We start from the raw sequence: 994 nt of genomic DNA, 5'->3' as shown, positions 1-994 counted from the left end.
GGCTCCCGCTTGCGCAGCTTCCGGGACGGCGGTTGCCGGTTCCGCAGCCTCCGGGCCGACGGCTCCCGGATCGGCGGCCTCCGGGCCGGTCGCTTCCGGGCCAGCGGCTTCCGGTGGGGCTCACGGCAGTCCGCGCGGGGAGGGCTGATGTCGCTGATCGGTACGCTCGCCCGGCTGGAGGCCATGGAGAGCGGGCGCGCCCGCCCCCTGGCCACCGTGCGCCACCGGCGGATCTCCGGCCGGCCGCTCGTGCTGGTGCCCCTGACCACGTCCGGCGAGGCGGGCGCCCCGCTCGGCGCGCTCGTCGGGACCGACCGGGACGCCCCCCGGCTGCTGACCGTCGCGCAGCCCCGCGACCGTGACCTGCGGTTCGCCTTCCTCGCCGAGCTGGCCGAATCCGTGCTGCCGTACGTGGACGCGTACGCGGACGACGTGGAGGCCGCCGAGCGCAACGAGACCGACCCGGAGAGCGGGAAGCGCGTCAAGGTCGAGGTCGAGCTGTGCGCGGACGCGCCGCAGTTGATCGTGCCGAGCCGGCCGGGGATCGATTTCGTACGGCTGCTGGGGCGCTCGATGCGGTTCCGGCGTACGGCGGAGGACGACCCGGAGACGCCGTACCCCGCGCCCCCGCGTGTGCCGCTGCTCGGCCGCTGGCTGACGCACTACGGCGAGCGCGCGCGGGTCCCGGGGTCCTCGCTGCTGCTCGCGACGACCGACCTGCTCAACCGGCACTGGGCCACGGGACAGTCCAACCTGGAGGACCAGCACCTGGGCGCGCTGCTCGCGTGGATCGACCCGCCGGAGGGTTCCTCCGGCGAGGAGGCCGCGCTCCGCGCCGAGCTGGAGCGCGACCGGGACGGCCAGCTGGTGTGCCCGCCGGCCGGGCCGGCCACGGACCCGGCGTTCGACAACCGGCTGCTCGCCCCGGCGATCGAGCGCTACGACAGCGCCCGGCAGGCGCTGGCCGCCGCCGAGGACGGGCCGGGCGCCGACG

The 994-nt window shown here is 76.8% G+C and carries 1 pseudogene; it reads left to right on the top strand.

The features are described from left to right. Positions 1-147 precede the first annotated feature (147 nt). Positions 148-994 (top strand): annotated as a pseudogene (locus GT042_RS05595) (hypothetical protein); the annotation flags it as partial.

The sequence above is a fragment of the Streptomyces sp. SID3212 genome (assembly GCF_009865405.1).
In the GTDB taxonomy this organism is placed as follows: Bacteria; Actinomycetota; Actinomycetes; order Streptomycetales; family Streptomycetaceae; genus Streptomyces.
This window is presented reverse-complemented; position numbering and strand designations above follow the sequence as displayed.